This is a genomic window from Peptoniphilus raoultii, from assembly GCF_900099555.1.
Taxonomy (GTDB): domain Bacteria; phylum Bacillota; class Clostridia; order Tissierellales; family Peptoniphilaceae; genus Peptoniphilus_A; species Peptoniphilus_A raoultii.
On sequence record NZ_FMWM01000002.1, the window covers coordinates 404,094 to 430,041 of the forward strand.

The window sequence follows — 25,948 nt, forward strand, 5'->3', positions numbered from 1 at the left end:
TAAAAACTTTTTGGTTCAATCACGCTTCTTATCACCTAATTTACTTTAGACTAAACTGTTATTTATTATATTCCTAAAGACTAGCTTTTATACTATTAATCAAATTTCTAACTCTCAAAACTTGTAGTCATCAAACTGCTTTCAAAATATAATATTAATTCCAATCTTACTTTACATAATCAATTATTTGTGTTTTTGAAATTTTATATTTGTTTATATTTTTTATCTTTTATCTGAAACTTTATTCTTAGCAATTTAAAATCTAAATCTTCTAAATTTTATCTATATTAAAGTCAAAGACTGATAAATTTTTAATGATTTTTTGTATCGGAATGGAATTGTCAAGTTTCATTACCAAGACTATAAACTTTTTATCATACTACTAAGTTAACGCATCTTGGTATTGCTATTATACCCAATATTTATAAAATAAACAAGTTTTTTCAAAAAAATTTAAAAAAATCAAAAAAATTTTTAGATTTGTAAATTATTTTTACATAATTTATTCTTCGAAGTAAGGAATAAACTTATCTTTTACCTTGTCCCAATCATCTTGTGAAAACTTTAAAAGTTCAAAATTTTTATCTTTTTCCTTAATTTCCTTGGGATTTTTATAAAAGTTAAGGGCTATTTTATTATTTTCTCCCTTATGATTTAAAAGACCTGAAATTTTGAAATAATTGCCAGCCTTAAAGTCATAAAAATCTCCGTCAAAATACCATCCCTTATAGTAAGAAAAAATTTTATGGTCTTTTGGATAATAAGATAGGCTAAATGACCTACCATTTAAAAGAGCATTTATAGTATTTCGGTGGTCATAAGTCCTTAAGCGGGCCTTTAAAGAAAGATTGGGAAATTTTATGATTAAGGGATTTTTTAAAGAAATGACATATTTTTCGTCAGATGTGTAAATTTTTTTAATGTCCTTATTTTTGTCAATGTCCATATAAAAGACTTTTATATTTTCATCAGTCAGATTTTGATTAAAAATATTCAAAAAGTCATCGGCAAAAGAATAATATCTTTTGGGAAGGCTACCGTCATTTTTTAAAAAGTCTTCAAAATTTTTTAAAAGATTGGTGGAGTCCTTAGTATTAATAATAATTTGATATTTACCTTCTCCCAACTTTTTAACCCTAGTAGAATTTAAGAATGCTGTCCATTCTTCCCTCAAATATTTTTTTAGTCTTGTTTTTTTATCAAGGGGACTCATTGGTGGACTGAGGAAAAAATCATTAGTAAAATCAAAGTTTAAATCCTTGGCAATACTTGTGTTTTTTGCCATGACAGAGGCTGTGTTTCTGTCAATATAAAGAGATTTATCCAAAATTTTTGGAAAAGTTAAATAAATATTATTATTTATAATAGTTTCTCCATATTCTCTAGCATCCTCAGGGTTTTCTATTCTATAATAGGAAAGTTTTTTCTTATTTAAGGGGTCCTCTATAAGGATAAAATTTTTAAAATCATCTCTTCCAACTTTTAAAAATGAAAGGGTGAAAGTTCCCTTTTCTTCATAGTCCCTAAAGGTCTTTTCTATATCAAGGCCCGGGAAAAATTTTGAAATCTCACGGATTAGGCTGTCATCTAAAGTGTATATGGATTCAGCAACAATTTTTTTGGGATAGTTTAAATAGGATTTATAAAAAAATCCAAGTCCTAAAAGCATTATTATTAAAATGAAAATATAAAATTTTTTATTTTTCATAGGCTTCCCCATTTTTTATTTTATTTTCTCCTTAGCAACATCTAAAATATATTTTTTCATTAGTCCTAGGGAAATAACTGTCGTTATGCCTTCTGAAATACTTAGGACATACCAAATTTTGTCCCCTCCTGAATAAAAATAATATAGGGCCATGACAACAGAAATTAAAATTGGCGTTCTTAGAAGGGATATAATAGATGCCACCCTTCCCATGCCAAGACTGGCAAAAAGTGTAACCATAAGCAGGTTTATCCCTATAAAGATAAAAGAAATACAGAAAATTTTTATGGCATTTGCAGCTTCAATTTGCAGGTTTGGGCTGTCAGATAAAAATAATTGTGTAACATCTACCCTAAATAAATAGGTAAAGATATAGAAAAAAATCGCAATAAGGCTTACAAAAACTAGTCCTCTTTTAATAGATTTTTTTATAAGATCATAGGCACCTCTTCCATAATCATAGGAAAATAAAGGAGCAAGACCTTGGCTGACACCAGACATTGTGGACTGGGCAAATACCTGGACATAGGATAAAACAGTAAAAACTATAACCCCATCTTGACCAAAAACTTTTAAAAGGACGTTGTTAAATAAAAATGTTGTGTAGCCCATAGAAAGTTCAGAAATAGAATCTCCAAAGCCAAGGGTGAGAAGGGTTTTTAATCTTTTAAAATCAACCTTTTTTGTAAAGCGAAGTCTTCCCTTTTTAAGAATGAAGTGCCTTAGCATTAAAAGAGTTGAAATAACTTGAGAGATGCCAGTTGCAAGACCAGCACCGAAAATTCCCATATTTAAGGGAACTATAAATAAATAATCAAGGACAATATTTGAAATGGCAGCCGTCACAACAGAGATCATAGAAATATGCGGATAGCCATCAACTTTTACCAAAACTTCCAGCTGGTAAGTTACCATAAAAAACACGCCAAAGACTAAAATAATTCCAAGATATTCTAATACAAAATCATGGGTTAGATTATTGGCCCCCAATATATTTGCGATAGGTTTTAAAAAAATTAAAAGTAAAATTGAGACAATAATTCCCGTTATAGATAAGGACGTAAAGCCCGTTGAAAAAATAATATTAGCTTCATCATATTCTCCTTTTCCTAGCCTATATCCAACTCTTGCCTGAGTGCCTACAGAAAATAAGATTCCTAGGGCAAAGAGAAGAGTTACTAAAGGCATGGAAATATTAACTGCCGAAAATTCAATTTCACCTATAAAATTTGCTACAAAAAATCCGTCAACCATAGTGTATAATGCATAAACCCATAAAGACATAATTGACGGGAGAGTAAACTTAAAAAATCGCTTCATAATTCACCTTTATTCTAGTATAACATAAGGAAATTTCTTTTCAAATACGGGAAAGGCCTTTAATAAAAATTTATAAGTTTATTTTTTATTTAGCCTATAAGAAATCAAAAATTGAATTTAAAAATATGATAAAGTCTTAAGAAAACCTATTAAATTATACAAATAAAAAAAGCCGGCTTTGAGCCGGCTCTTATTTTACTTATCTAAGAACTGAAAATATAGCTTTTGAAGCATTTTTTGCTGATTCTTCAATTTTTTCGCTTACATTTTCTTTCTTTTCTTCTACTTTTTTATCATCTGCTTTTGCTTCTTCAAAGGCTTTTTTAGCTTCTGCCAACATTTCTGCTTCAGCTTTTTTAATTTCTTCTGCTAATTTTTCATCAGAAATATTGTAGATGTCAACAAGTGAAATAATACCTTGTTTTTCATATTTTACTTTATAGCCAAAAGATTCAGCAACAAATCTTCCAGGCACATAAGTTTTGTTTTCAATAATTACTGCAGGAGAGTCAAGTTTAACTTCTTTACCATTAACTTTTGCAATGTCTTTGCCAATAGTTAGGATAATTGTATTTTCTCCTTGTTTTGCAGTAACAACTTTTGACTTTTCGTCATAGGAAACTTTAGATCCTAAAGTTTCAAATAGACTTCTGCAAGGAAGCATTGTTCTGTTATTAATAATTTTACCTTCTCCATCGCCAACAATTTTTCCATTAAGTCTTACACTAACAATAGGTTCAATATCGCCCATGAAAAGCTTCATATATTCATCTGTTGTAAGTTTTTTAACATCAGTAGGAATAGTAACTTTCACACTTTCATCTTTTGTTGTAACAGAATTGATAGTGATGTCATAAGTCATAAGGTCTTTAATACTTAAATTAACCTTAACTTCTTGAGACACTTTGTCATCTTCAAAAGTTGTCTTTTCAGAAATTTTTGTTCCCTTTAAAAGGTCTTTTAAATCTTTAATAGCCTTGTCTAAATCTTCTTTTTTATAAGAATCTTTTAATTTTAAAATTTCATCTTTATTTAAAGTTTCCTTTGGCAAATCTAATTTAGTAAGAATTTTTACTAACTTATCAGTAGTCTTATCCCAATTTTTAATAATTGAATCAACACCCTTTGATGCATCAGTTAATAAATCATCAGAAGTTGCTTCATAAGAATAAGTATTTCCACTCACCTTATAGTCTTTAAGAGGTTTGAAATCAGGAAGAGCTGTCTTGTAAAGATCTAATAAATCTGCCTTAAATTCTTCAGAAGCAAGATATTTATAAGCCTCACCACTTACATTATATTCACTAGGAAGTTCAATATATTTTTCCTTAATGTCTTTAAAGCTTTCACTGTTAATAGTAGTGAAAAGATCTTTATTTATAATAATTCTTCCACCGTCAACATACATATCAAAAGATAAGTTATCTCCAAATTTTTGGATTTCCTTAGCTTCTTCTTCTCCCATTTTTGCAATTTCTGCCTTTAAGCTCTTAAGATCAAGACTTAAATTTATTTGAGCCTTGTCTTGGCCTTCTGAAATTCCTTCAAGTTTTGCAGGAACCTTTAGGTTAATTTTTTGACTTTTGTCTTCAGGATTTTGAATCTTGATGTCATAAGTAAGGTCAGCTTTTACTTTTGCACCCTTCCAAGAATTTATCTTAGCTGATGCGTCTAAATAAGCAGTTGTGTTAGGTGTGCAGGCAACAAGTGATAAAATCATTGCAAACACCATTATTAAACTAATAATTCTTTTTTTCATAATGTCCTCCTTTGTCTAATAATTTTATTATATTATGAAAATTTTTAAACTACAATTACAATAATATTACAAATTGACTTTCTTTCTAAATAAATTATTAAGAATTCTTAACTCTCCTTATTTGTCAAAATTTAATTTATTTTTATCAAGCTTACCCCTTTCAGCAGCAGCTTCTAAAATAATTACTGCCCTTGCAGCTGAATTTAAGGAATCAATATTAAGTCTGTAATTTCCCTCTTCGTCCCTTCCTTTTATAAAAATCCCAACTTTCTTTTTGGCAGTTCCAATGGATTTCATTGTTTCATAGGGGAAATAATAATCTCCAACCACTAGGCCCTTGTCATAAAAGCCAACAACAGTTGCGTATCTGTCCCTACCATTTTTAAATGAGCCTTTTGCAAGAACTGTGTAAATATTTGGATTTCCATCTTCCTTTATGGGGAAATTTCCATACTGAAGATTAATGATATAAAATACAAAAATTGAAATTAAAATATAGGGGCTTGAAAGATTATAGATAAGTTTACTTCCCGTATCATAAAGCATATTTGTGAAATAAATATTTACAAAAATAATTATTAGGGTGTATAAAAGTAAATTTATATAATATGTAGCCTTTCTAATATTTATTCCCGGCAAAGCCAAAATTTTTCTATAAGACTGAAAAATAGAAATGGTTGTGGTTAAGAATAAATAATTGATCATGGTCCACATAAAAAGATATACATAAATCATTTCATTTGCATCTTGTTTTTTATAAAAAAAGCCCAAAGCAAAGGGCAAAAAAGCGGATAATAAAATTGTTATAAATGTTTTAGATTTTGGCAAAATATCCCTCCCACAAAAAATTATATCATGTATAATTATTTTAAAAAAGAGGTGTCTTATGAAATTTAATGGTTTTGGACAGAGGACCGGGAACAATATTCTCATCGTAAGTCCACTTAATATAGATGAAGAATTAAAAACTAAATTTGAAAAATCCTTTCCTGATTTTTATTTTGTCTATCCAGATTTAATAAATAGGGATGAAAAATTTATATCTTTTGAAAGGGATTGTGATTTGATTTATAAATATTTGAGGGACAAGGAACTTTTAGAATTTTATTATGCCCTTTCCTTTTCCTATGGGGCAAATATTTTAATGGATCTTTTGTCAAGGAGGGCCATAAAAGTAAAAAAAGCCATTTTAGACGGCTATATTAATGTAAAAATAAATTTAATTATAAGAGAGATTTTAAAGAGAAAATTTGCCTCCTATTCTAAAAAAATTATTGGCGACCAAAATACAATAAATAGGATAAAGAGCCTTTATCCAGGTATGTATGAAAATATATGCCTTGTGGCAGGAGAAATTGATAAGGAGAGTCTTGAAAATTTTCTAAACTCTATAAATGGCTCAAAATTTCAAAAGATGGAGGCTGAAAAAATTTTATTTATTTATGGAGACCTTGACCCGTCCTTTAAAAATATTAAAAAATTAAAGGAAAAATATTTGAAAGCAGATTTTATTTCCTTTCCTGAAACGAAACATAGCGGAGGAATTTTTAAAGATCCAGAGGCTTATTTAAAAATTATTAAGGTTTAGGGCTGTCAAATTGGCCAAGTTCATATTTTTCCACAATTGAAATGATTTTATCTGCATAGGAGGGATCAGTTGCATAGCCCCCTTCTTGCAAGGCTCTTGCAGCTTCTCTAAAATCACGAGCCGCCACAACATTTTCATATCTCTTAAGGCCAGTAATTAATTTGCCATAATAATTAAAGGAGTCATTTTTAGATAAAAAAGATTTAAAGGGCTCCTTTACTTTCTGGGCCTTATTATCTCTTACTTCAGTTGTTTCAAAATAAACGGCATCTTCACTTCCCGCCTTTCCCTTTATGCCAAAATAATTATTATAATTTTGGGAAAGTTCGCTTTTTCCATAATTGCTTTCAAGTGCAGATTGGGCAAGGACCACAGATGTAAAAAGACCATAACGATCTGAAACGGACTTTGCCAATTCAAGGGTTTCATCTAAATAAGCCGTTTTATAGTCTTCCTTATCTTCAAATTTTATATTTATTATAAAGACAAGAGTAAAAAATAATAAAATTATAAAAATTAAACATCCACAAGATTTTCTAATCATATATACCTCTTTATGATTATAGCATAAGAAAGAAAATTAAATTTTTAAGAAATTCTAAAATTTGGGAATTTCAGCATTTTACAATTAATTTCTTATTTGTTAAAATAGAAAAATAGAGGTGGAAAATGAAAAAATCTATTGCTATTCTACTTGCAATTTTATCACTTTTTTTAAATATAAACACATATGCTATAAATGAAGGTCAAACTAATCAAAATAATTTACAGGCGGCAAATGAAAATTTAGCAAATCCTGAAAATGAAGAGCCAAAAGAAGTTAGGGATCAAAATATTTTAGTTCCAACTAAAGAAGGAGTTCAAAAGGCAACGGCAGCTGAAGCTCAAGAGATTAGAAAGTATGAAAATTATTCTCTTGAAAATCTTACTGCCTCCTATCTGCTTGGTGATTTTAAGTCCCAAAAAATTTTAAAGGCTTATAATATTGACGAAGTTAGGGCCATGGCTTCAACTTCAAAACTTGTTTCAATTTTTGTGGTTTTAGATAAAATTTCTGAAGGATCAATTTCAAAAACTGACATAGTTACCATTGATAGAGAATCAGCCCTTCTTGGCGGCTCAACTTTTGAACTTAAGGAAAATCAAAATATTTCAGTGGAAGATTTAATAAAGGCATCTATGATAGTTTCAGGAAACGATGCCATAACTGCCCTTGCAAAATATATTTCAGGTTCAAAAGAGGCATTTGTCGTTTTAATGAATGAAAAATGCAGGAAACTAGGCCTGAAAAATGCCCATATGGTAAACCCAACGGGCTTAACAGATTATGCCATTGAAGATTACAATAAGATGACCACAAGGGAGATGTTTATTCTTTCCTGCGAGCTTTTAAAATACCATCCTGAAATTTTAGACTACACAAAAGAAGCCTTTTTAAAGGACGAAGAGAGAAATTTTTTGGAATATAATACAAATCCTCTTTTGGGAATAATTCCTGAAATTGACGGACTTAAAACTGGATACACCAATGCTTCAGGAAGGACTGTAATTGAAACTGGCATAAAAAAGGGAGTTAAGGGAAAAACTGCCGATATGAGATTAATTGGAATTTTAACAGGGTCAAGGGGAGATTGGCAAAGGTATGTAGCGGCAAGAAGGCTTATGTCAAATGCCTTTGAAGAATATAAATACACTTTAATTGGAGGCACTTCCAAGGCCCTTTCAAATATAAAAGTTACAGATTCTCAAGATGAAATGGTGCCGGTTTATGCAAAAAAAGAAGATTATGTTCTTGTAAATACAAAGGATTCTATTGAAAAGGATATAAAAATAAATCCCAATCTTACAGCCCCAATAGAAACAGGCTCAAGTGTGGGAAAGGTAAAATATTATGCAGGGGGAGAGCTTATTTTTGAAAGTGACTTAATAGTTAAGGACAAGGTTTATCAAAAGGGTATTCTCCAAAAATTTATAAGAATTTATGAAGAAATTTTTAGAAATATAGAGCTTGCTAAGTAAATATAAAGAAAAGCTGTATACAAATGAAATGCTGCCTTCAAATGATTTATTTTAAATAAAAGGCTGCTGGCAAATTAATAAAAAAATTCAAAGATTATATGCCAATAAAAATTTTATTCAAAAATATAAAAATCAACCATCACATAGGAAAAATCCTAAGTGATGGTTTTTTAATTAACCTTTATTATTCTTCAGCTAAAATCTTTGCTGCCATTTCCTTTCCGAGTTCAATTAATTCTTCAAGGTCTTCCCTTGTTGCAGAGCCCTTAATTTCAGGCTGTCTTTCCAAAACATTATATTTTCCATCTTCCATATATTTTTTAAGAGTTTTTAAGGCTCCTCCTGACCAAGAGTAGGAACCAAAAATACCCCAATAGTTTTTCTTCATCCTTTGGTGAGAAATTTCAGTTAATAAAAAGTTCATTGGTGGGAATAAGGAATTGTCATAGGAACAAGATCCTAAAATTACGCCCTTATATCTCCAAGTGTCTGCCAATAGATAAGAAAGAGGAGTTTTTGTTACATCCCTAATTTTAACATTATCAAGGCCTCCTTTCACAAGACCTTTTGCAACTGCTTCAGCCATTCTTTCTGTGTTTCCGTACATTGAACCATAAATTACAACGCAGCCTTTAACGGTTTCTTGCTTGGCAAGAGAAATGTAAAGGTCTAAAATCTTTTTGGGATTTTTTCTCCAAATTGTGCCGTGAACTGTGCAAATAAGTTCTATGTCAAGCTCTTTAAGTCTTGTTAATGCCTTTAGGGCTTGTGTTGCATATTTTCCAACAATATTTACAAAATATCTTGCAGCTTCTTCTAAGTACAGTTTATCAAATTGAACTTGGTCGTCAAAAAGGCCGCCATCTAAAGTTCCAAAGCCTCCAAAAATGTCTTGTGAAAACAAGGTTTTTGTTGATGCTTCATAAGTAACCATAGATTCTGGCCAATGAACCATTGGTGTAGTATAAAAATCAAATTCCCTATCGCCAATTTTTAAGTGGTCGCCATCTTTTACAACCTTAACATTTTCTGTTATGCCATAAAAATTTTTAAGCATATCTACAGCCTTTGGCGAAACAATTATTTCCACGTCAGGATAAAGCTCTAAAATTGAAGGAAGGGATGATGAATGGTCAGGTTCCAAGTGATTCATAATAATGTAATCAGGCTTATCATCTCCTAAAATTTCTTTGATTTTTTCAATATATACAGAAACTGTATTCACCTTAACAAGGTCAATAATAATATTTTTTTCTCCCTTTACAAGAAAAGAATTATAGGCTACTCCATTGGGAAGTGGCCACATTCCTTCAAAAAGTGAAGTTTGTCTGTCATTGGTGCCGATATAATAAATATCATCTTTTATTAAAGCTGTTACTAAATTTTCCATAATTACTCCTTTACTTTTTAATATTTGACTTACCAGAAATTTCCTTAATATCTAAAGAATAAACATTTGTATACTTATTTATTTGATCAAAATATTTATCCATAGCTTCTTGGCTTGTATAATTTTCCGAAAGCTTTTCTGTAAAAATTTTATGGACTCTATCCTTTTCTTCGCCCTCTAAAATTCTTACAGTGCCAAAGGCCATTACACTTTTGTATTTTGTTGTAAATTCTTTAGGTTTGAAATCATTTGTTTCAACAACAGTTATTGAAGCAGGAGTTTCCTCCTTAAAAACTCTTGCCTTGTGGCCCTCCAAGGCTCCGTGAAATATAATTTTTCCCTCAAAAAGCAAATAATTTAGAGGTAGACTTTGCGGATATCCGTCTTCTCCAACAAAGGCGAGATGGCAAAAATTATTTTCTTCCAATATTTTGTAAGAGTCCTTCTCCTCTAAAAGCCTTTCTTTTCTTCTCATAGGTACCATAAAAATCCCCCTTATATTTTATTAATAGAAGTCAAGGAAAGAGTGTTTCCCCTCCCCGTCTTTAAATCCAAGAATTTGTCCCATATTTACATTTTCACTAGATCTTAAAATATTTATGTCTGCATTGGGATTTTCTTCTTTTAAAAGGTCTACAAGTTTTTTTACATAATATCTCTTGTTGCCAGACCTTTTTTTTGTAACGGTGCAGGCACAGTCAAGAGCCTTTAAGCCAGTGGAATTCATAAATCTTATAATTGCTTCTTCTTCAACTAAATACATGGGCCTAATAAGTTCAAGACCTTCAAAATTTTTGGACTTTAATTTAGGCATCATAGTTTTAAAATCGCCCGCAAAGACAATATTAAGTAAAATAGTTTCTATAACATCATTAAAATGGTGACCAAGGGCAAGTTTATTGCAGCCAAGTTCCTTAGCTTTGGCATATAAATTACCCCTTCTCATCCTTGCGCACATATAGCAAGGAGAGCCTTCCTTTGAAAGTTTTTCAGCCACAGAAAAGACATCAGAATCATGAATTTTTACTGGAATTCCAAGCTTTTCGCAATTAAATTTTAAACTGTCCAAATTTTCCTTAGCATAACCTGGATTCATGGCAATAAATTCCAGAGAAAAATCCATTTGTCTATGCCTTTTTAGTTCCTGCATTAATTTTGCAAGAGTTAAAGAATCCTTGCCGCCTGAAATGGCAACAGCAATTTTATCTCCATCTTCAACTAACTTATATTCTTTTATAGCCTTAATGAATTTTTTAAAAATGTCCCTTCTATAAGTTTTAATTATAGATCTTTCTATATCTTTTATATTTTTAATTTCTTTTTCTTCCATATAATCAATCATACCAATCTATTTTAATTATATCACATTAATATTTTAACTTTTATAAAATATAGTTTAAAAAAATAAGATTTCATAATTTGTCCAAATTTTCTATAAAAGCAAATCTTGTGTTATAATTAAATTAGCATATTAAAAAATAAGAAGGTATTAAAAAAATTATGAACAAGTACAACATTGAAAAAAACTTCACCCTTTTAGCCGATTTTTATGAATTAACAATGGCAAATGGATATTTTAAGGAAGGGATGGGAGAAAAGACTGTTTACTTTGAAATGTTCTTTAGAGATGTGCCAGACAACGGTACATATGCAATCATAGTAGGTCTTGAACAGCTTATAGAATATTTTGAAGATCTTCATTTTTCAGAAGAGGACATTGAATTTTTAAGAGGCAAGGGAATTTTTTCTGAAGACTTCTTAGATTATTTAAGAGACTTTAAATTTGAATGTGATGTTTGGGCAATGCCAGAAGGAACTATAGCTTTCCCTCAAGAACCTCTTGTTGTTGTAAAGGGGCCGGCAATTCAAGCTCAAATGCTGGAAACTATGGTGCTGCTCACAATTAATCATCAATCAATGATTGCAACAAAGGCAAATAGAATTGTTAAGGCTGCAAATGGAAGACCTGTTTCTGAATTTGGTTCTAGAAGAGCTCAAGGCTATTCAGGAGCAAATTTAGGAGCAAGAGCTGCCTACATTGGTGGAGTAATTGGCACAGCAAATACTTTAGCGGACAAGATGTTTGGAGTTCCAGCAGTTGGAACTATGGCCCATTCTTGGGTTCAAATGTTTGACACAGAACTTGATGCTTTTAAGGCTTTTGCAAGAGTTTATCCAGATAGTTGCTATTTACTTGTGGATACTTATGACACTTTAAAAAGCGGTGTTCCTAATGCCATTAAAACTTTTGATGAGGAAGTTGTCCCAAAAGGTTTTAGACCTAAGGGCATAAGAATTGACTCAGGAGATATTGCCTATTTATCAAAAAAAGCAAGAAAAATGCTTGATGATGCTGGATATAAAGATGTAACAATTATGGCATCAAATTCTCTTGATGAATTTACCATTAAAAATATTTTAAACCAAGGGGCAAGAGTTGATTCTTTTGGAGTTGGCGAAAGATTAATAACTTCAAAATCATCACCTGTTTTTGGGGGAGTTTATAAATTAACTGCCATTGAAGGTGAAGATGGAAAAATTATTCCTAAGATCAAAATTTCTGAAAATGTAACAAAAATTACTACACCAGGCTTTAAGGATGTCTATAGATTTTATGACAAAGATTCTAACAAGGCCATTGCCGATGTTGTTGGCTTAAAGGATGAAGAAATTCCTGAAGGTTCTTATGAAATTTTCCATCCAATTTATACATGGAAGAGAAAAACTCTTAAAAATTACTACACCAAAAAACTTTTAGTACAAATTTATGACAAGGGAGAATTGGTTTATGACTTGCCAAGCCTTGATCAAGTTAGGGATAAGGCTAAGGAAGAATTAAGTCTACTTTGGGATGAAATTACAAGAATTGATAACCCAACAGAATATATTGTGGACTTATCTGAAGATTTATGGACTATAAGAGATAGTCTTTTAAAGAAGTACGGCAAAAATCAATAATTTTTCTTAGGGAGAAGAAAGAGAAGGGGAGAAATATGCAATATTATGGAAATGTTTTTAGACCGCCAAGCGAGGCCAGATCATTAATAATTCAAGCAACAATAGGATGTGCTCACAATAAATGTACCTTTTGTTACATGTATAAGGATGAAAATTTTGTAATTAGACCACTGGAGGATATAAAAAAAGATTTAATAGAAATGAGTGCATATGGCTCTTATTGGAGGAGAATTTTTTTAGCAGATGGCGATGCCTTAGTTTTGAAAACTAAAGACTTGTTAGAGATCCTTAAGACAATAAAAGAGTACTATCCCAATATTGAAAGAGTTGCATCCTATGCAACAGCAGGAGATATTAATAGAAAATCTATTGAAGAATTAAAACTTTTAAAGGAAAACGGCCTTGATATGCTTTATATAGGATTTGAATCTGGTGATGATGAGATTTTAAGAGATGTTCAAAAAAATCTCACAACAAAAGATTATATAGAGGCCATGAAAAAATGTAAGGAAGTTGGATTTATAACTTCAATAACAATAATTGCGGGCCTTGGTGGAGTTGAAAAAATGAAGCAAAATGCCATTGGAACTGCAAATATTATTTCAAAGACAAGTCCTGATTTTGTGGGATACTTAACTATGAGAATATATAGAAACACGCCCCTATATAATGACTATATGTCTGGAAAATTTACTATGCCAAATCCTGAAGAGATTCTTCAAGAAATGAAAATATTTTTGGAACATGTGGATTCAGAAGGCACGGTTTTTAGGTCAAATCACGCATCAAATTATATACTTTTAGCAGGAACTTTAAATGAAGATAGGGAAGATTTAATAAGGGCAATTGATCAGACGACTAAAAAGAAGTCTTATGTACCTGATGCCCTAAGGGGGTTCTAGGAGGCTTATGAAAGTTTATAGATATAATTTAAAGGAAGAAGATTTTAAATCATTTATAAAATCGGGCCTAATCTATTTAAAGGCCAAAAAAACTTCAAAAGATATAGAAGAACTTAAGGAATATTTAAGGGAAGAAGGATATAAGGAAGGGGTCCTAAAGGGTCTTATCTCAGGATTTTCAAATATTTCTAAAAATGATTATATTTGGCTTAGGTCAGGAAAAGTTTATGCCCTTGCAAAGGCTGAAGATTCCTTTGACTTTAAAGATGGTCTTGAAATAAAAGCTCAAATTTATTTAATAGATTTAAAAGAAGTTCCAGAAAGTGTAATCTTATCCATTAAGGGACCAAAATTTATTAGCCTTAAGGGTTCGGAAATCTATGAAAAATCAGAATTAATTTTTAACAATCAGTCTTATGTGTATATAGATTCTGGCCAAATTACCATAACTAATGATGAAGATTCATTAAAAGAAGAATATAAGAAAGCAAAAAATGAACTTTCTCCCATGCTTAGGGGAAAAAATGAACTTGCCCTCTATAAAAATGATGAAGATATAAAAATAACTTATAGAAAAAATCCTCATAAAAAAAGAGAAAGGGATAAGTCCAAGGACTTTGAACTGATTTTGGAAATGTCTTCCGATTCATCTGATTTTAATAAAGACAGCAAGGATAAAAAAGATGATCATAAAAACTTGCCCCAAATTATTAATGATTTTAATAAGGAAATGGAATCAAGCTTTTACGGGGACTTTTTTAAAAAACAAGCAAGCTTTTATTTCAATATGACGAATTTTTATTTTAAGGAAATGCTGAATATAAATGAGAAAGTTTGGAAGGAATATCTCAAATTATTTAAAAAATGAAGATAATTTTAAATTTAGAAAATAACATTATAGACCCCACAAGGGGCATGGTTAAAGGACTTAAAATAGCTTCTTCAATGATGGGAAGGGAAATTACAGATGATAAATTTTTCCTTCCTTTCTTAGAAAAAGGAATTGTAAAAACCGCCATGGAAATTTTTAATATGAAAGAAATTGAAGCGAGGGCTTTCAACAAATGGTATGTTGATTTTTATAATAGGGTTGGCAAAAAAGAAACTGACATTTACCACGGAATAGGTGAATTTTTAGAAAAACTTTATAAGGATAATGACCTCTATGTAATTTCAAATCTTTTGAACCTACATGTGGGCCAAATTTTAAAAATGCAGAATCTTGAAAAATATTTTAAAGGATATCAAGGCATAAATTTAAATAAAAGCCCCCAAAATAAATTTGAAGTTTTAACAAGCTTAATTTATGAGCTTTCAAAAGAAGAAGAGAATCAAAAAATTATAATAATTTCGGGAGATGGAGAAGATATTAATCTTTCAAGCGAACTTAATTTAATAGGCATCTTTACTGGAGAAGCAGATAAAACTTGTAGCTATATGTATAAGGCTGAAGAGCTTAGTGAAATAGAAGAAATTTTGGAGAAAATAAAAAATGAATGAGTCTGAAGAAAGAAAAAATTCTCATGAAAGCGAGTTAAGAAAAAAATTAAATTTTAAGGAAGTATTTTTTAGCAATGATGTTTATAAAAAACTTTTTCTAATGTTTTTTGCCTTGGCTTTTGTTTGCTATCTATTTCTAAACCAAAAAAGCCTTTATGGATTTTTTGTAAGACTTTTGGGGATTTTATTCCCCTTTATTTTAGGGGCAGCCTTTGCCTTCATAATAAAAATACTTTTAAATTTTTATGAAGAGAAACTTTTAAATAAGATTAAGAATAAAAAATTTCAGAAATTTAAGAGGAGCATTTCCATACTTCTTTCATTTATGACCATATTTTTAATGTTCTTTTTAATATTGTCAATAGTTGTGCCCCAATGTATCGATTCTTTTGCCCAATTGCAACAGTCACTTCCTTCGCTTGTACAAAAGGCAATTGATAAAACACGTGAAGTTCCATATTTAAATGAATATTCAGACAAACTACAAAAAAATTATGATTCTCTTTCATGGTCAAATATTTTTAAAAGAGTTAGGGATTTTGTGACTAATGATTCAGATAAAACTATAATAAACTCAACATTTAAACAAGCCTTTGGAGCGGCTTCTAACATTTTAGGTGGCTTTGTAAACTTTGTTTTGGCCCTAATATCTGCAGTCTATATTTTGTCATCAAAGGAAACATTAGAATATCAATTTAAAAAAATAATATTTGCAGTCTTTCCTCCAAAAGTTTCTGAAAAAACCCTACACGTTTTTACCTTATTACACGATAATTTTGAAGGATTTGTAAAGGGACAAGTAATTGACTCTACAGTTTTAGCCGTCATAATGTTTGCGATTTGTTTTATAACAGGGATGCCAAATGCCATAACCCTTGCCGTATTAGTTGGAGTTACTAATTTAATTCCAATAATCGGGCCCTTTATTGGAGGAGCAGTAGGTTTTATATTAATTGTAATTGAAAATTCAACAAAAGCTTTTATATTTATTTTAATAGTATTTATAATGCAACAATTGGAATCAAATTTTATTTATCCAAGACTTGTTGGCGGAGCAGTTGGACTTCCAGCCCTTTGGACTCTTGTTGCAATAACTGTTGGTGGATCACTTTTTGGAGTTGTGGGAATGTGGATTTTTATTCCATTAATATCTACAATTTATACCCTACTTGCCGAATACACGACCTACAAATTAAATAAAAAATCCATAAAGCTCGAAAAGAAAAAAATATAAAAATTTCAAAAATTTTTTTAAAACATTGCTAAGATAATAGCAAATAGTGATAGAACCAGTTTAGTTTAAAAATAATGAATGTTGGAGGAATTATTTATGAAAAAATATACTACAAGGCTTTTTGCAGTTTTACCTGCCGCATTAATGCTGCTGCCACTTACAAGCATGGATGCATATGCAGAATTTAGCAATAATGAAATTAAGGCTTGTGATTTGGTAAAAATTGCAAGTAAAAATTCATTAGCTAAGGAATATGTAAACTTAAATACAAAAGAGAATATTTTACATAATAATAAGTTTACTTTAAAAGTAGAAACAGATGCTAAAAATTCTACTAGAAGCTATTTTTTTGTTGGAGTAGACAAAGGAATGCGTTTTAATGCTTTTGCAGAAAAAAATGATATAGATTTAGAAGATGTTAAAAAGAAAGCAAAAGAAGAAGTTGATAAGCTTGAGAATCTTAGTCAAGAACAAAGGGATACTTTAAAAGATGAAATAAATAGCAAAACAAGTGAAAAAGATATTAATAAAGTAGTTAAAAAAGGAAAATTACAAGATAAGAAAATAGAGGCAACAAAGAAAGTTGATAATTTAAAAAATCTTACTGATAAACAAAAGGCAGACCATAAACATCAAATAAGCATTAAAGACAATGAAACAAGTGTAAATGATGAATTATATAAAGCTGAAGTGCAGGATTTGAAAGAAGAATATAAGAAAAATATTGAAAAAATGGAGTTTTTAACTAGGGAACAAAAAGAATATTATAAAAAACAAATAGATAAAGAAACAAGCAAAATAGGTGTTAACGGAGTATATAATGTTGCGAGCGGTGCTAATGATGGTGCAAAAGTACTGAAAGAAACACAAGAAAAGGCAAAAGATACTATTGAAAAATTAACATATCTTGCAAAAGATAAAAAAGAATCTTATAAATCTGACATTGACAATGCAGGCACAGTATATGGGGTTGAACAAATATTAGCTAGGGCAAAAAAGGAAGACAAAAAAGCAAAAGAAGAAAAAGAAACTAAAGAAAAAGAAGAAGCTGCGAAAAAAGAAGCCGAAGTAAAAAAACTACAAGAAGCAAAAGCCAATGCAAAAGAAGAAATTAGCGGCTTAAAATATCTTGAAAATAAAGAAACATATACAAAACAAATTACAGAAGCCACAGAGATTTCTAGAGTTAATGAAATATTAGTTAAGGCAAGAGAAGAAAATAACACTGCAAAAGAAAAAGCTGAAAGAGAGCAAAAAGAAAAAGAAGAACTACAAGAAGCAAAAGCCAATGCAAAAGAAGAAATTAGCGGCTTAAAATATCTTGAAAATAAAGAAACATATACAAAACAAATTACAGAAGCCACAGAAATTTCTAAAGTTAATGAAATATTAGTTAAGGCAAGAGAAGAAAATAATACTGCAAAAGAAAAAGCTGAAAAAGAGCAAAAAGAAAAAGAAGAAGCTGCGAAAAAAGAAGCCGAAGCAAAAAAACTACAAGAAGCAAAGGCCAAAGCAAAAGAAGAAATAAGTAAACTAGAAGATCTAGGCGACGAAAAGCAAAGCTTTATAGATAAAGTGGAATTAGCAAAAACAGAGGAAGCTGTTCAGACAATAACAGAAGAAGCAAAAACAAAAGCAGCAGAAAAGAAAGTAAATCCTAAGCCAAAGGATAAGGAGCCGCAAATAATTATTCCTTCAAGAAGGGATAATGACTTTAGGATTAGCCATAGCCATTCAAAAACCTATCCTGTTAAAACAGGTGCAATAATTATGGCAAAGGAAAATTCTAAGGAGAGTCCACAAAATGTAATAGACAACAAACTGGGAAAAAAAGCAGAAGATAAAATTGTCTACAAGGATATAAAAGGACACTGGGCTGAAAGACAAATAAAATATGCACTAGAACAAAACTACTTTAAGGATATAGTAAAGGGAAATGATTTTAAACCAAATGAAAAAATAACAAGGGCAGAATTTGTAACGATCCTTGGAAGAAGAGCGGGAATTGACCCTTCAACATTTGAACTTAAAAAATTCAAGGATGTAGATAGCAAAAAATATTATAGTCTTTATATTGCTTGGGCCCTTGAAAATAAAATAGTCTTTGGAATAGATGAGGACACCTTTGCACCAGATAAGGAAATGACAAGAGAAGAAATGGCAGCTTTTCTTGTAAGATTTAAAGATCTAATAAACTTAAATCTTAAAGAAGAAAAAGAAGGTAAAAACTTTAAGGATGCGAAAGAAATTTCAACTTGGGCAAAAGATTCTGTAGAAAAGCTATCAAAGTTAAATATAATTGAAGGCATGGGCGATGGGAAATTTAGTCCAAAGACAAATTTAACAAGAGCACAAATAGCAAGTGTTATTGATAAAATTAAATAAGAAGCTTAAAATTCTTAAGAAGAATTCGGTGAGAAATTTTAAATTTCGCACCGTTTCTTTTTTAAAAATTTTTAAATTATAGGACATAAAAATTTCACATAAATTTATTAGGTTTTATCCTTTAAAAACTGTAAAATATATGGGTATGATTAAAGTATTTCTATGAAAAGGCCCTAAGTTCTGTTACAATATGAATTAATAAGGTGGATATATGATAAGAAATAATAAAAATTTCAAAAAAAGTGCAAATTATAGGCAAAAAATTAGTGCAAGGGCATCTTTTTTAGGTCTTTTGTCCAATCTTTTTTTAGCTTTTATAAAGCTTATAATTTATCTTTTCACTCATTCTATGTCCATTTTATCTGAAGCTATAAATAATATTACTGACTGTGCATCTTCAATAATTTCTATAGTCGGAATAAAATTTGCTCAAAAGCCAAAAGATGAAGTTCATCCCTATGGTCATGGGCGGATTGAATATTTAATAACTCTTGTTGTAAGCGGGATGGTTCTCGTTGTAGGACTAAGTTTTGCCTATACTTCATTTTTCAAAATTATTCATCCTGTTTCAATTAATTATCCCCTTTACACCCAGATTTTGCTTGCTATTTCCATAATTGTTAAAATTTGGCAGCAACATTTTTATTTAAGGGAGTCAAAAAAAATTAATTCCACAACACTTAAGGCTCAGGCTGAAGATGCTAGATCTGATGTTTTGATTTCACTTGTAGTTCTTTTGGGAGTTATTGTAGAAAAATATTTTGCCTACAAGGTCGATGGTTTTGTCGGTTTTGCTGTGGCAATTTTTATTGTTTTTAATGCCATAAGACTTATTTTTGAAACTATTTCAATTTTAATAGGCAGGGGTTTAAATGAGGAGCTGAAAAGGGAAATTGTTTCAAAAGTTTCAGCCTATGAAGGGATTTCTAATGTACATTCTATTATTGTTACAGATTTTGGTCCTGAAAATGTCATTGTAATTATTGATGTGGAGATTGCCTATAATTTAAATCTTGAAGAGGTCCATAATATTATTGATAAGGTGGAAAGAGAAGTTTCAGAACTTTTGGGAATAAGACTTATTATTCACACTGATCCTCATGGATCTTCTAGTGAAATGATTGAAAATATAAGGAAAAGATTAAATTTAATTATTAGAGAAAATTCAAATCTCTATTCTGCCTATGATATAGTTAGGGATGGAGATCACATTCATGTAGATTTAACATATAATGCAAGAGAGATAAAAGATGATATGGCAAAGGGGGAACTAAAAGAAACTGTAATTGAAGAGTTAAAAGAATATTTTCCTGACTACAAATTTGTAATTAGGCTCAATGCAGTTTTTTAATATTATGAAAGCACTTATAGTTGGCGCCGGAAAATTAGGCTTTAAACTTGCCGGCTCCCTTTTAACTGAGGGATACGAAATTTATGTTGTTGATAACAATGAAGATGTAATTGAAAATGTGTCTAATGTTTTAGATGTTTTTACTGTCTGTGCCAATGCTCTTGACTTTGGCGTTTTAAAGGAACTTGATATTTCAACATTTGACGTTGTAATTTCCACAACAACAAATGACGAAGCAAATGTAATTTTATGCTCCATTTCTAAAAAACTTGGGGCAAAATATTCTATAGCAAGAGTAAGGGACCCTGAATATAGAAGATATTTGGATTTTATGTCAAGTGAACTTGAAATAGATAAAATAATTAACCCCGACTATACAACAGCCAAGGTCATTGACAAATACCTCTTAAAAAAATATCAGCTATATGCTGATGAACTTGCAGGGGGCAAAGTTAAACTTGTGGAGTTTAATATTGCCCAAGATCTAGAATTTGTTGGCAGAAAATTAATTGACCTTAGTGCCTTTAAGGGTCTTCTTGTTGCTGCAATTTCAAGAGAAGGAAGGGCCATTGTCCCAAATGGGATGACGGAACTAAAAAATGATGATGTAATTTTACTTGCGGGCACGGCGGAAGATATTGAAAAATTTGACAGAAATTATTCAGGGATTAATAAGGTTAAAAATGTAAGAAAAGTTATGATCCTTGGAGGGGGAAAAGTTGGTTTTTATCTTGCCAGCCTCCTAATAAATGAAGGAATTGAAGTTACAGTAATAGAAATAAATAAAAATAAATGTTTAAATATAAAGGAAAAACTCCCAGCAGTTGAAGTGATTAATGGTGACGGAACTGACATCAATCTTTTGGAAGAAGAAATGTTTCATACCTTTGATGCCTATGTGGCGGCAACAGGAATTGATGAAGCAAATCTTTTGATGAGCCTTGTTGTTAAAAGAGCAGGCCTTTATAAGTCAGTTGCAAAAATTTCAAGGACAAATTATGACGGTATCATTGACAAATTAAATATTGATGCAGTTTTTAATACATCCTATATTACAGCTTCCGAAATTTTAAAGGTAATAAGAGGTAGTGATACTCAGGCAGTTTCCCTACTTTTAAATGGTCAAGTGGAATGTAATGAATTTATTGTTAAAAAGGGGCAAATTGTCTGTGGAAAGGCCCTAAAGGATTTGGACTTACCTTCAGGAGTTTTATTTATTGCAGTAATTAGGGGCGATGAAACTTATGTGCCAAATGGTTTAACTGTCCTTAAAGAAGGCGATAGAGCTGTAGTTTTTGCTACAAAAAAAGAAGTTAATGCTATGAGAAAATTATTTAGACACGAATCATTTTTTCAAGATGTTGTAGATATAATTAGAGGAAATAATGAAAATTAAGGTGAATAGATGAATCATTATTTAATTGCCAAAATAATTGGCTTAATCTTAATAATTGAAGCGGTTTTTATGCTGCCATCACTAATAATTGCCCTTTATATGGGGGACGGTTCTGCTAGGGGCTTTATCTTTACAATTATTATTTTAATTCTTGTGGGTCTAGCAACCAGATTTATTGAAACAAAACATAAAAATCTTGCACCAGCTGATGGACTTGTTATTGTTAGCTATGCCTGGATTTCAGTTTCAATTTTTGGGGCCCTTCCCCTTATGGTTGATATGAATATGTCCTTTGCAGATTCATTTTTTGAAATAGTTTCAGGCTTCACAACAACAGGAGCAACAGTTATTTCAAATATAGAGTCATTTCCAAAATCCCTTATCCTTTGGAGGAGCGTTACCCATTGGATTGGCGGCATGGGAATTTTAGTTTTTACAGTTTCCCTACTTCCAAAACTTGGGATTAGGGGTTTTCAAATTTTTAAAAAAGAATCACCAGGTCCCGTTAAGGGAAAAATTGACTCCACAATTGCAGATACGGCAAAAAAATTATATTTAATTTATATTGTTATAACTTTTGCCTTATTTGTTTTATTATTTGTAGCAGGTATGAATCCATTTGATTCAATTGTTCATACTCTTGGAGTTGTGGGAACTGGCGGATTTTCGTCAAAAAACGATTCGATAACGTCTTATTCCACACCAATTGTATTTATAATGTCCGTATTTATGTTCCTTTGCGGCAATAACTTTTCAATTTATTATTCTCTTTACAAAAAAAGATTTAAGGAAATTATAACTAACGAAGAATTAAGGCTTTATATAATATTAATTTTTGGTGCCATATTTTTAATTAGCCTTGACCTATATAAAAATGGATATTCAAATCCCTTTGATTCCTTTAGAGATGCAACATTTCAGGTAACATCCATTGCATCAACATCAGGTTTTGTATCAAAGGATTTTGACATTTGGCCTTCATTTTCAAAATATATTTTATTTGTCCTAATGTTTATTGGTTCCTGTGCTGGTTCAACAGCAGGCGGACTTAAGGTTATAAGAATTGTTGTTTTAGTAAAATCGATTAAAAGAGAGATAAGAAGAGTAGTCCATCCTAGGGCCGTTCTACCAATTTCTTTAAATGGCAGAATATTAAGTGAAGAACTTGTCCAAGGAATTAATGGATTTTTTGGAATTTATGTTATGGTCTTTGTCTTTTCTGTTGGACTTATAACCCTAACGGGAGTTGATCTTGTGTCATCTATGTCTTCAGTTGCAACAATGCTTTCAAATGTAGGTCCTGGATTTGCAGCAGTAGGCCCAACAAGAAATTTTGCCGACTTTAACAATTTTTATAAATTATATTTCAGCTTTTTAATGCTACTTGGAAGGCTTGAATTTTTCACAATTCTTGCCTTATTCTCAAGAAAGAAATATTTGAAGGAGATAAAATAAGCCATGAAAATTTTAATAATAGGGTCCGGAAGAGTGGGTTCAAAAGTTATTGAGACCCTATCTTATGAAAATTTTGACATAGATGTAATAGATAAGGACCCCCAAGATTATGAATTTTTAAAAAGTTCTAGGATCAATGTCAAAAGTATGGATATTTTAGAGGATGACAATTTAAAGGACCTTGACTTTAGAGAGTATGACTATGTTTTGGCAATAACTGATCAAGACAAGACCAATCTTTTAATTGCAAGTGTAGCTAGAAATTTTCCTGTTAAAACTTTTGTAAGGCTTAATCAAATTGATTCTTTAAATGAAATAGAATATTTAAAGGATTCTTTAAATATTGATGAAGTTTTAAATCCCTATTATGAAATTGGCAAGTATCTCACCAATATTATTGGCCACACAAATTATTATAAGGCCGATTATTTTGGCAAGGATAAAATTGAAGTTGCAGGCCACCTTGTGGATATGGACAAGGAATTTGAAAATATGGCCCTTGAAGACATTGGATCACTTGCCACAATTCTTGTTGTTGCAATTTTAAGAGGTCCGAAACTTTTTACACCAAATGGAAAAACTGTCCTTGAAAGAGGCGACTACCTATATTTAATGGGTCTTTCTAGAGATATAAAAAATTTCAAGATGAGTCATTTTATGATAAAAAAATCCATAAGCAATAGGAACGTTACAGTTATTGGTGGAGATTTAATTGTAAATCAAATAATTTCAAAAATTGAAGATATAAATTTAAAAATTATTGAAGAGGATGTAAAAAAAGCAAATTTCTTTAGAAATAAAATCCCCTCTGCCTTTGTTGTAAATAAATCCTTTAGAGAAAAAAATCTTTTAGTAGATGAGGGTTTGAAAGAATCTAGTATTTTTGTTGTTATGTCAAAAAATGATGAGCTAAATATTGTTCTTTCCCTTATGGCGAAAAATCTTGGAGTTAAAAAAACTGTTGTTGTCTTAAAAGATGATATCTATACTGGGATGATTGATTCACTAGGTCTTTATGCCCATATTGAGCCAACAACCCTAATTGCCAGCCAAATTATAAATAAAATTTCTAAGGAAACAAAAATTTCCGTAAACTTTATTTTTGGAGGTCTTGCTCAGGTTTTTGAAATTGCAATTTCTGACAATTTCCCAGCCGTTGGTAAAGCCTTAAAGGATTTAGAAATTCCCAAGGGCATTATTATTGGCGGAATAATTAGAAAAGATGGCCTTGCCATAATACCAAGGGGCAATTCTAAAATTGAAAATGGAGATAGACTTGTAATCTTTGCGACAAATGAAAAGAGAAAGGACCTTATAAAATTTATTGATCCCAATTATAGGGCACCTTTTTTCCATATTTTTTCTTAGGAGAACTTATGAATTTTTTAAAAAATGACTGGACTGATCTTTTGAAAGATGAATTTCAAAAGCCCTATTACATAAATTTGAGAAAATTATTAATTTATGAATATAAAAATTTTGAAATCTATCCCAAGGCAGAGGATATTTTTAATGCCTTTAATTATACTGCCTTTAAGGATTTAAAAATTTTAATTTTAGGTCAAGATCCCTATCATAATCCTGGTCAGGCTCATGGTCTTGCATTTTCTGTAAATAGGGGCGTGAAAATCCCTCCATCTCTTGAAAATATTTATAAGGAGCTGCATGATGATTTGGGATGCTTAGTTCCAAAAACTGGCTATTTAAAATCGTGGACAGATGATGGGATTATGCTTTTGAATACCACTCTAACAGTTAGAAAAAATATGCCCATGAGCCACTCCAAAATAGGCTGGGAATTTTTTACGGATAGGGTAATTGAAATAATTAATGAGAAAAAAGAGCCTGTTGTCTTTATACTATGGGGGGGGCACGCAAGATCCAAGAAAAAGTTTATAACAAATAAAAGGCACCTAGTCATTGAAGGACCTCATCCTTCACCTCTTTCAGCTTACAGGGGATTTTTTGGTTCAAAACCTTTTTCAAGGGCCAATAAGTTTTTAGAAGAAAATGGAATAAGCTCGCCAAGTTGGCAAATAAAATAATTTTTTAAAGATCCTTAGGGGTCTTTTTTTATAGAAATTTTTAAATTATTAAAAAATTTAGCCCATGAAATATGATAAACTATTATTATAATAAATTTAAAGGAGATTAATTTGTCTAATTATTTAAGATATTTAGAGGAAGGCGTTGAAAACTACGAAGCCTTTATTGCTCAATTAATCCAGTCCATAATAATTGTTTTTGTAGGCTATTTAATAGGCCTTTTAATAAAATTTGCAGCCCACAAAATTTTTTCTAAGGAAAAAATTGCCAATAAAATTACAAGAATAACAAGGGCAATTTTAAGTCTTATTATCCTTTCTCTTGTGGCCTTTACTTGATTTAAGGATTTAAAGGCTTTTGCCATTATCTTTGGTCTTTTTTTAGTTTTTTTCACCTTAGCTTTAAAGAATATGGTCGTGGATATTATGGCATATTTTTACACATCTATTCGCCATCCCTTTTACATGGGAGATTTTATTGAAGTTAAGAAAATAAGGGCGAGGTTGTGGATATGGACATTTTTCAGTTTAATTTTTTGGAACTTGGAGGCATTGTGGACTCTCTTTCGCCAACGAGCAGATACATTAGTCTTACCAACAGATATATTTTTGAAAAGACCCTTATAAATTATTCTCGTGGCGACCTATTTCTTATTCAGGAAACCTATATTTTAGTTGATTTTAATGAGGATATGGAAAAGGTAATGAAAATTGCTGGCAAGGTTGCCTATGAAAAGCAAAATTTAATTATTGAAGGATATAGGCAAGATGATAAGGCAGAAAAACTTGAAAAGTTTGCCAAAAAATTAGAACTTACAGATTATGAAGTCAAGGCCATAATCAGAAGGTAAATTAAAGCCAACGGTTTTAGAATTTATATCCAGTATTTTACATCATATAAGGATACGGGAAAAAATAAGATGATTTTTGAAAATGTC

General features: G+C 30.7%; 23 protein-coding genes. 15 read left to right on the forward strand and 8 right to left on the reverse strand.

Features of this window, described 5'->3' with window-relative positions:
- Positions 1–502: 502 nt before the first annotated feature.
- The 4 genes from BQ4446_RS01920 to BQ4446_RS01935 form a co-directional block, all read right to left on the reverse strand.
- Positions 503–1,708, reverse strand: a complete 1,206-nt coding sequence (locus BQ4446_RS01920; RefSeq protein WP_071026186.1) for a hypothetical protein — start codon at positions 1,706–1,708, stop codon at positions 503–505.
- A gap of 15 nt (positions 1,709–1,723) precedes the next feature.
- Complete coding sequence (locus BQ4446_RS01925; protein ID WP_071026188.1) at positions 1,724–3,028, reverse strand: MATE family efflux transporter; 1,305 nt, start codon at positions 3,026–3,028, stop codon at positions 1,724–1,726.
- Between the two features lie 199 nt (positions 3,029–3,227).
- Positions 3,228–4,787 carry a stalk domain-containing protein gene (locus BQ4446_RS01930; protein WP_071026190.1) on the reverse strand — a complete coding sequence of 520 codons (1,560 nt, stop codon included), beginning with the start codon at positions 4,785–4,787 and terminating at the stop codon, positions 3,228–3,230.
- A 117-nt stretch (positions 4,788–4,904) separates the two neighbouring features.
- Complete coding sequence (locus BQ4446_RS01935) at positions 4,905–5,615, reverse strand: hypothetical protein (RefSeq protein ID WP_071026191.1); 711 nt, start codon at positions 5,613–5,615, stop codon at positions 4,905–4,907.
- A 58-nt stretch (positions 5,616–5,673) separates the two neighbouring features.
- On the opposite strand from BQ4446_RS01935, the gene BQ4446_RS01940 reads away from it, so the two are divergent.
- Entirely contained in the window at positions 5,674–6,375 is a 702-nt protein-coding gene (locus BQ4446_RS01940) for a hypothetical protein (protein ID WP_071026193.1), read from the forward strand.
- Here the strand turns inward: BQ4446_RS01940 and BQ4446_RS01945 are convergent.
- Positions 6,365–6,919: a glycoside hydrolase family 73 protein gene (locus BQ4446_RS01945; RefSeq protein ID WP_071026194.1), complete on the reverse strand. Its 555-nt coding sequence runs from the start codon at positions 6,917–6,919 to the stop codon at positions 6,365–6,367. The genes BQ4446_RS01940 and BQ4446_RS01945 overlap by 11 nt on opposite strands.
- 125 nt (positions 6,920–7,044) lie before the next feature.
- Between BQ4446_RS01945 and BQ4446_RS01950 the strand changes: the two genes are divergently transcribed.
- Positions 7,045–8,394 carry a D-alanyl-D-alanine carboxypeptidase family protein gene (locus tag BQ4446_RS01950; protein ID WP_071026196.1) on the forward strand — a complete coding sequence of 450 codons (1,350 nt, stop codon included), beginning with the start codon at positions 7,045–7,047 and terminating at the stop codon, positions 8,392–8,394.
- A gap of 184 nt (positions 8,395–8,578) precedes the next feature.
- Here BQ4446_RS01950 and BQ4446_RS01955 read toward each other — a convergent pair whose 3' ends face one another.
- The 3 genes from BQ4446_RS01955 to BQ4446_RS01965 are packed head-to-tail and all read right to left on the reverse strand — an operon-like array spanning position 8,579 to position 11,126.
- Positions 8,579–9,784: an FprA family A-type flavoprotein gene (locus tag BQ4446_RS01955; RefSeq protein WP_071026198.1), complete on the reverse strand. Its 1,206-nt coding sequence runs from the start codon at positions 9,782–9,784 to the stop codon at positions 8,579–8,581.
- Between the two features lie 10 nt (positions 9,785–9,794).
- Entirely contained in the window at positions 9,795–10,259 is a 465-nt protein-coding gene (locus BQ4446_RS01960; protein ID WP_209019090.1) for a pyridoxamine 5'-phosphate oxidase family protein, read from the reverse strand.
- Positions 10,260–10,289: 30 nt separating this feature from the next.
- Complete coding sequence (locus tag BQ4446_RS01965) at positions 10,290–11,126, reverse strand: tRNA lysidine(34) synthetase (RefSeq protein WP_245149640.1); 837 nt, start codon at positions 11,124–11,126, stop codon at positions 10,290–10,292.
- Between the two features lie 158 nt (positions 11,127–11,284).
- On the opposite strand from BQ4446_RS01965, the gene BQ4446_RS01970 reads away from it, so the two are divergent.
- The 13 genes from BQ4446_RS01970 (at position 11,285) to BQ4446_RS02030 (ending at position 25,861) form a co-directional block, all read left to right on the forward strand.
- Complete coding sequence (locus tag BQ4446_RS01970; protein WP_071026201.1) at positions 11,285–12,742, forward strand: nicotinate phosphoribosyltransferase; 1,458 nt, start codon at positions 11,285–11,287, stop codon at positions 12,740–12,742.
- A 35-nt stretch (positions 12,743–12,777) separates the two neighbouring features.
- Entirely contained in the window at positions 12,778–13,644 is an 867-nt protein-coding gene (locus BQ4446_RS01975; RefSeq protein ID WP_071026203.1) for a radical SAM protein, read from the forward strand.
- 7 nt (positions 13,645–13,651) lie between these two features.
- Positions 13,652–14,512: a hypothetical protein gene (locus BQ4446_RS01980; protein WP_071026205.1), complete on the forward strand. Its 861-nt coding sequence runs from the start codon at positions 13,652–13,654 to the stop codon at positions 14,510–14,512.
- A complete protein-coding gene (locus BQ4446_RS01985; protein WP_071026206.1) occupies positions 14,509–15,144 on the forward strand; it encodes an HAD family hydrolase in 636 nt (211 codons plus the stop codon). Before BQ4446_RS01980 ends, BQ4446_RS01985 begins: the two co-directional genes overlap by 4 nt.
- Positions 15,137–16,378: an AI-2E family transporter gene (locus BQ4446_RS01990; RefSeq protein WP_071026208.1), complete on the forward strand. Its 1,242-nt coding sequence runs from the start codon at positions 15,137–15,139 to the stop codon at positions 16,376–16,378. Before BQ4446_RS01985 ends, BQ4446_RS01990 begins: the two co-directional genes overlap by 8 nt.
- Positions 16,379–16,474: 96 nt before the next feature.
- Positions 16,475–18,763: an S-layer homology domain-containing protein gene (locus BQ4446_RS08360; RefSeq protein WP_071026210.1), complete on the forward strand. Its 2,289-nt coding sequence runs from the start codon at positions 16,475–16,477 to the stop codon at positions 18,761–18,763.
- 211 nt (positions 18,764–18,974) lie between these two features.
- Positions 18,975–20,114, forward strand: coding sequence for a cation diffusion facilitator family transporter (locus BQ4446_RS02000; protein ID WP_245149641.1), 1,140 nt, complete (start codon positions 18,975–18,977; stop codon positions 20,112–20,114).
- A 4-nt stretch (positions 20,115–20,118) separates the two neighbouring features.
- Complete coding sequence (trkA, locus tag BQ4446_RS02005) at positions 20,119–21,510, forward strand: Trk system potassium transporter TrkA (protein ID WP_071028260.1); 1,392 nt, start codon at positions 20,119–20,121, stop codon at positions 21,508–21,510.
- 9 nt (positions 21,511–21,519) lie between these two features.
- Positions 21,520–22,965, forward strand: a complete 1,446-nt coding sequence (locus BQ4446_RS02010) for a TrkH family potassium uptake protein (RefSeq protein ID WP_071026211.1) — start codon at positions 21,520–21,522, stop codon at positions 22,963–22,965.
- 3 nt (positions 22,966–22,968) lie between these two features.
- A complete protein-coding gene (locus BQ4446_RS02015) occupies positions 22,969–24,333 on the forward strand; it encodes an NAD-binding protein (protein ID WP_071026213.1) in 1,365 nt (454 codons plus the stop codon).
- A gap of 8 nt (positions 24,334–24,341) precedes the next feature.
- The gene (locus BQ4446_RS02020) at positions 24,342–25,010 is read left to right on the forward strand and encodes a uracil-DNA glycosylase (protein ID WP_071026214.1); all 669 of its coding nucleotides are present in this window, start codon (positions 24,342–24,344) and stop codon (positions 25,008–25,010) included.
- Positions 25,011–25,121: 111 nt separating this feature from the next.
- Positions 25,122–25,349, forward strand: a complete 228-nt coding sequence (locus BQ4446_RS02025; protein WP_071026216.1) for a hypothetical protein — start codon at positions 25,122–25,124, stop codon at positions 25,347–25,349.
- A gap of 173 nt (positions 25,350–25,522) precedes the next feature.
- Positions 25,523–25,861 (forward strand): mechanosensitive ion channel, encoded by a 339-nt coding sequence (locus tag BQ4446_RS02030; protein ID WP_071026218.1) that lies wholly within the window; start codon positions 25,523–25,525, stop codon positions 25,859–25,861.
- Positions 25,862–25,948: the final 87 nt, after the last annotated feature.